Source organism: Pseudomonas sichuanensis (assembly GCF_003231305.1).
GTDB classification, from domain to species: Bacteria; Pseudomonadota; Gammaproteobacteria; order Pseudomonadales; family Pseudomonadaceae; genus Aquipseudomonas; species Aquipseudomonas sichuanensis.
In genome coordinates this window covers 93,931-100,212 of sequence record NZ_QKVM01000018.1, presented here as the reverse complement: position 1 = coordinate 100,212, position 6,282 = coordinate 93,931, and the positions used below count along the sequence as shown (strand labels likewise).

The 6,282-nt window shown below is 61.7% G+C and carries 5 protein-coding genes; all 5 read right to left on the bottom strand.

The features are described from left to right. Positions 1-12: 12 nt before the first annotated feature. Complete coding sequence (era, locus tag DM373_RS12040; RefSeq protein ID WP_110993797.1) at positions 13-915, bottom strand: GTPase Era; 903 nt, start codon at positions 913-915, stop codon at positions 13-15. Beyond that, positions 908-1,597 (bottom strand): ribonuclease III, encoded by a 690-nt coding sequence (gene rnc, locus DM373_RS12035; protein ID WP_110993796.1) that lies wholly within the window; start codon positions 1,595-1,597, stop codon positions 908-910. Before rnc ends, era begins: the two co-directional genes overlap by 8 nt. 160 nt (positions 1,598-1,757) lie before the next feature. Beyond that, positions 1,758-2,612 carry a signal peptidase I gene (gene lepB / locus DM373_RS12030; protein ID WP_110993795.1) on the bottom strand — a complete coding sequence of 285 codons (855 nt, stop codon included), beginning with the start codon at positions 2,610-2,612 and terminating at the stop codon, positions 1,758-1,760. A 5-nt stretch (positions 2,613-2,617) separates the two neighbouring features. Beyond that, on the bottom strand, positions 2,618-4,417 hold the full coding sequence (lepA, locus tag DM373_RS12025; RefSeq protein ID WP_110993794.1) for a translation elongation factor 4: 1,800 nt from the start codon (positions 4,415-4,417) through the stop codon (positions 2,618-2,620). Between the two features lie 272 nt (positions 4,418-4,689). Further along, the gene (locus tag DM373_RS12020; protein WP_425272577.1) at positions 4,690-6,090 is read right to left on the bottom strand and encodes a DegQ family serine endoprotease; all 1,401 of its coding nucleotides are present in this window, start codon (positions 6,088-6,090) and stop codon (positions 4,690-4,692) included. Positions 6,091-6,282: the final 192 nt, after the last annotated feature.

The following is a 6,282-nucleotide window of genomic DNA, read 5'->3' as shown; positions in this document are numbered from 1 at the left end:
CGCGCCTGACGGTTACAGGTCGCCGTAGCCCAGCGAACGCAGGGCGCGTTCGTCGTCGGACCAGCCGCCTTTGACCTTGACCCAGAGGTTGAGCATCACCTTGGCGTCGAACAGCGTTTCCATGTCCTTGCGCGCGTCGGAGCCGATGCGTTTGATGCGCTCGCCCTTGTCGCCGATGATGATCTTCTTCTGGCCGTCACGCTCGACCAGGATCAGCGCATGGATATGCAGCACATGGCCCTGCTGCTTGAATTCCTCGATTTCCACGGTGATCTGGTACGGCAGCTCCGCGCCCAGCTGGCGCATGATCTTTTCGCGTACCAGCTCAGCGGCCAGGAAGCGGCTGCTGCGGTCGGTGATCTGGTCTTCCGGGAAGAAGTGCTCGTTCTCCGGCAGATGCTTGGCGATCAGCGCTTCCAGCGACTCGAGGTTGTGCCCCTGCTGGGCCGAGATCGGCACGATCTCGGCATTCGGCAGTTGCTCTTGCAGCCACTGCAGATGCGGGATCAGGTCGCCCTTCTCGTCCATGCGGTCGGTCTTGTTGACCGCCAGGATCACCGGGCCGGTCACGTACTGAACGCGCTCGAGCACCAGTTGGTCCTCATCGGTCCAGCGGGTGCGGTCGACCACGAAGATCACCACGTCGACATCTTTCAAGGCCGCCGAGGCGTTGCGGTTCATGTAGCGGTTGAGCGCCTTGTCGTTCGCCTTGTGCATGCCGGGGGTGTCGACGTAGATCGCCTGCACATCACCCTCGGTCTTGATACCGAGCATGTTGTGGCGGGTGGTCTGCGGCTTGCGCGAGGTGATCGCCAGCTTCTGGCCGAGGATGTGGTTGAGCAGCGTCGACTTGCCGACGTTGGGGCGGCCGACGATGGCGACATAGCCGCAGCGGGTCGAAGTGTTCTCAGTCATTGCCATTCTCCACGCCCAGGGCGATCAATGCGGCGGCGGCGGCGACCTGTTCGGCAATACGCCGGCTTACGCCCTGGCCACGGCTTTTCTTGTTCAGCAGGACCACTTCGCATTCGACGAGGAAGGTCCGGCAGTGCGGTTCGCCCTGGATGTCCACCACTTCGTAACGTGGCAGCTCGCAGGCACGCGACTGCAGGAACTCCTGCAGGCGGGTCTTGGGGTCTTTGTTGGTGTCGACCAGGGTCAGGCCTTCGAACTCGTCGGTCAGCCAGGCCAGGATGCGCTCGCGCGCAGTCTGCATGTCGGCGTCCTGGTAGATGGCGCCGATCAGCGCTTCGAGGGCGTCGGCGAGGATCGACTCGCGGCGGAAACCGCCGCTCTTGAGCTCGCCCGAGCCCAGGCGCAGGTACTCGCCAAGGTCGAAGCCACGGGCCAGGCGGGCCAGGGTTTCACCCTTGACCAGGCGTGCCCGCAGGCGCGACAGCTGGCCTTCCCGGGCCTGCGGGAAACGCTCGAACAGCGCTTCGCCGACCACGAAGTTGAGAATGGCATCGCCAAGGAATTCCAGGCGCTCGTTGTTGCGCCCGGCATAACTGCGATGGGTCAGGGCCAGCAGCATCTGGTCCTGATCCTTGAAGGTGTAGCCGAGCTTGCGCTCCAGGCGGGCAAGGGAAGCACTCATGGGGCCACCCGTACAATGTTCAACGCGTTGTTCAAATCAACATCCTGAAAGACGGTTTGGCTGTGGTCCGGCATCAAAATGGCGAAACCTCTCATTCCCTGAGAACACAGCCTATGTCAGAAAAGCAATCGGCGCTGTCCGCAGACAGCGCCGTCGATACTTAGTGGATCAGGCCGACCCGCGACAGATTGGGCAGGTGGCTGAGTTTCGGCTCAGGCCAGCTCATCCATACGGCGAACGCCTTGCCGACGATGTTCCGGTCAGGGACCATGCCGTGCAGCTCTTTGGGGATGTTCGGATCATCCCAGTAGCGGCTGTCGTTGGAGTTGTCGCGGTTGTCACCCATCATGAAGTAATGACCGGCCGGCACGGTCCATTGCTGGTCCGGCGGCATACGGTAGCGGGTCATTTCCTTGCGGATCAGGTGCTCGACTTCACCGAGTTTTTCCTTGTACAGCTCGGCGCTGCCCAAGGTACCCGGCTCGCTGCCGACCAGTTGCTCGGCGACCGCCTGGCCATTGACGAACAGGCGCTTGTCGTTGGTGTAGCGGATTTGGTCGCCCGGCAGGCCGATCACCCGCTTGATGTAGTTGACGTTCGGGTCGCTGGGGTAGCGGAACACCATGACATCGCCGCGCTGCGGGTCACCGACTTCGATGACCTTCTTGTCGATCACCGGCAGGCGGATGCCGTAGGAGAACTTGTTCACCAGGATGAAGTCGCCCACTTCCAGGGTCGGTTTCATCGAGCCCGACGGGATCTGGAACGGCTCAACCAGGAACGAGCGCAGCACCAGCACGATGAACAGCACCGGGAAGAACGACTTGCCGTACTCAATCAGCAACGGCTCCTTGTTCAGGCGTTCGACCACGGCCATTTCTGGCTGGCTGACGCTGCCCTGATAGGTGGCGATCGCCGCGCGCCGGCGCGGGGCCAGGAACAGCAGGTCGATCAGACCCAACAGGCCGCAGACGGCAACGGCGATGACGAGCAACAGCGGGAAATTTAGCGACATAGGACCTAGCTATCCAACCTGAGCACGGCGAGGAAGGCTTCCTGTGGAATTTCCACGTTGCCGACCTGTTTCATGCGTTTCTTACCGGCTTTCTGCTTCTCCAGCAGCTTTTTCTTACGGCTCACGTCGCCGCCGTAGCACTTGGCCAGTACGTTCTTTCTGAGCGCCTTGACGGTTGTCCGCGCAATGATCTGGCCGCCGATGGCTGCCTGGATCGCCACGTCGAACATCTGCCGAGGGATCAGCTCCTTCATCTTCTCGGTCAACGCACGGCCTTTGTAGGCGGCGTTGTCACGGTGCACGATCAGTGCCAGGGCATCGACCTTGTCACCGTTGATCAGCACGTCCAGCTTGACCAGGTTGGCCGACTGGTAGCGGTCGAAATGATAGTCCAGCGAAGCGTAGCCGCGGCTGGTGGACTTGAGGCGGTCGAAGAAGTCCAGCACCACCTCGTTCATCGGCATGTCGTAACGCACCTGCACCTGGCTGCCGAGGAACTGCATGTCGCGCTGCACGCCACGCTTCTCGATGCACAGGGTGATGACGTTGCCCAGGTGTTCCTGAGGTACCAGGATGGTCGCGGTGACGATCGGCTCGCGGAAGTCGGTGACGGACGACACATCAGGCAGCTTCGACGGGTTGTCGACGACGATGGTTTCGCCGGTCTTGAGCTCGAGCTCGTAGATCACGCTTGGCGCGGTGGTGATCAGGTCCAGGTCGTATTCGCGCTCCAGGCGCTCCTGGATGATCTCCATGTGCAGCATGCCGAGGAAGCCGCAACGGAAGCCGAAGCCCAGGGCGTCGGAGCTCTCCGGCATGTATTGCAGCGACGAGTCGTTCAGGGTCAGCTTCTGCAGCGCGTCACGGAAGTCCTCGAAGTCGTCGGAGCTTACCGGGAACAGGCCGGCGTACACCTGCGGCTGGATCTTCTTGAAGCCTGCGAGCACTTCGACTTCGGGGGTCGAGGACAGGGTCAGGGTGTCACCGACCGGCGCACCATGGATGTCCTTGATGCTGGCGATGATGAAGCCCACTTCACCGGCTTTGAGGTCGGCGGTCTGGGTGTGCTTGGGCGTGAACACGCCGACGCTGTCGACCAGGTGCACCTTGCCGGTGGACTTGACCAGGATCTTGTCGCCTTTCTTGACGCGGCCCTGGCGCACGCGCACCAGCGAGACCACGCCCAGGTAGTTGTCGAACCAGGAGTCGATGATCAGCGCCTGCAACGGCGCGTCGATCTCGCCTTGCGGCGCGGGGATGGTCTGTACCAGGCGCTCGAGCACCTCGTCCACGCCCATGCCGCTCTTGGCGCTGCACGCCACGGCGTCGGTGGCGTCGATGCCGATGATCTTCTCGATCTCGTCCTTGACGCGATCCGGGTCGGCCTGGGGCAGGTCCATCTTGTTCAGCACCGGCATGACTTCCAGGCCCTGCTCGATGGCGGTGTAGCAGTTGGCCACGGACTGGGCCTCGACGCCCTGGCCGGCGTCGACCACCAGCAGCGCACCCTCGCACGCTGCCAGCGAACGCGAAACTTCATAGGTGAAGTCTACGTGGCCGGGGGTGTCGATGAAGTTCAGCTGGTAGGTTTTACCGTCCTGCGCCTTGTAGTGCAGAGTGACGCTGTGGGCCTTGATGGTGATCCCGCGCTCGCGCTCCAGGTCCATGGAATCGAGGACCTGGGCCTCCATTTCGCGCGCCGTCAGGCCACCGCACATCTGGATGAAACGGTCGGCCAGCGTCGACTTGCCATGGTCGATGTGGGCGATGATGGAGAAATTGCGGATATGACTCAAATCACTCACGGGTCAACACTCGAAAAGGCTGCGAGCCGGACGCCCGCCGAAAAATAGCCGGGAATTGTACCTCAAGCCGCAGGGATATGGGAGATTCCTCTATCGGCCTGTCTACATCCCTTGTGGTAGCGGGCTTGCCCCGCGATGAGGCCTGATCAGACAGTGCGGGTGCCTGATCGGGCCTCATCGCGGGGCAAGCCCGCTCCCACGTAGAGCTTTGTGAAATTGACCGTTACGGAAAAGGGCAGCCGAAGCTGCCCTTTTCCTGCCTCACAATCAGCTTATTCAGCCAGCTTGAAGGTGATGAAGCTTGCACGCCCCTGGCGCAGCACGCGCATCGACACCGAACGGTTCTTCGGCAGGTCCTTGGCGATTTCGGTGAATTCCTTGGCCGAGCCGATGGCCTGGTTGTTCAGGTGACTGATGACATCGCCCGGACGCAGGCCGATCAACGCTGCCGGGCCGTCCTGGACTTCCTTGATCACCACGCCGCCCTTGAGCTCCAGCGACTTCTTCTGCTCGGCGGACAGGTCGGTCACGGAAACACCCAAACGGTTGCTGCTGCGCTCGACGCTGCCCTGAGCACCGGTACCGATGTCAGCCTCTTCATCCGGCAGGGCGCCGACGGTGACATCAAGGTTCTGGCGCTTGCCATTGCGAATGATCTCAAGCTTGGCCTTGGCGCCATCCTTGAGGCTGCCAACCAGGTGCGGCAGGTCGGCCGACATGACGATCGGCTGGCCGTTCATGCTCAGGATCACGTCGCCCACCTGCAGGCCGCCCTTGGCCGCCGGGCCATCTTCCAGCACCTGGGCTACCAGGGCGCCAGCCGGCTTGTCGAGGCCGAAGGATTCAGCCAGGTCCTTATTGACCTCCTGGATCACCACGCCCAGCCAGCCGCGGCTGACCTTGCCGTCTTTCTTCAACTGATTGGAAACGTCGATCGCCACGTCGATCGGGATGGCGAACGACAGACCCATGAACCCGCCGGAACGGGTGAAGATCTGCGAGTTGATACCTACCACTTCGCCATTCATGTTGAACAGCGGGCCGCCGGAGTTGCCCGGGTTGATCGCCACGTCAGTCTGGATGAACGGCACATAGGTGTCGTTGGGCAGGGTACGGCCCTTGGCGCTGACGATACCTTTGGTCACCGAATGGTCGAAGCCGAACGGCGAACCGATGGCCAGTACCCACTCACCCACCTTGAGCTTTTCCGAATCGCCCAATTTGACGGTCGGCAGGTTCTTGCCCTCGACCTTGAGCAGGGCCACGTCGGTGCGTGGGTCGGTGCCGACCAGCTTGGCCTGCAGCTCGCTGCGGTCGGAGAGGCGAACGATGATTTCGTCGGCGTCGGCGACCACGTGGTTGTTGGTCAGCACATAGCCATCGCTGGAAATGATGAAGCCCGAGCCCAGAGACTGCGCTTCGCGCTGGCGATCACCCCGGGGCGAGCGCGGCTGCTGTGGCATGTTGCGCTCGAAGAACTCGCGGAACATCGGCGGCAGGCCTTCGAGGTCGGGCATCTGCCCGGCGGCGATGCGACGGTCCGGCAGTTTCTGCTTGGTACTGATGTTGACCACCGCCGGCGAAGCCTGCTCGACCAGGGTCGTGAAATCGGGCAAGGCTTCCTGGGCTTGGGCGGTGAGCACCTGGCCGAGCATCAGCACAGCGGCGAACATCGATAGGTAGGGTTTCAAGCGTGGTATTGACATACGGCTCCCGTTACAACGAGCGTAGTTAGCAGTTAGGCCCAGCAAACGCAGAAAAGGCCAGACTCCCAGAAGAGCCTGACCTATAGAAAATTTACGGCTGGATTGCAAATGACAATGGGTTAATTTCCTGTCAGCACTGTGTAACAGAAACTTTCATAA

Bases quoted from the DNA above. Each gene is read 5' to 3' on its own strand.
- rnc (WP_110993796.1), bottom strand. From the start codon at position 1,597: ATGAGTGCTTCCCTTGCCCGCCTGGAGCGCAAGCTCGGCTACACCTTC.
- era (WP_110993797.1), bottom strand. From the start codon at position 915: ATGACTGAGAACACTTCGACCCGCTGCGGCTATGTCGCCATCGTCGGC.
- lepB (WP_110993795.1), bottom strand. From the start codon at position 2,612: ATGTCGCTAAATTTCCCGCTGTTGCTCGTCATCGCCGTTGCCGTCTGC.
- DM373_RS12020 (WP_425272577.1), bottom strand. From the start codon at position 6,090: ATGTTCGCCGCTGTGCTGATGCTCGGCCAGGTGCTCACCGCCCAAGCC.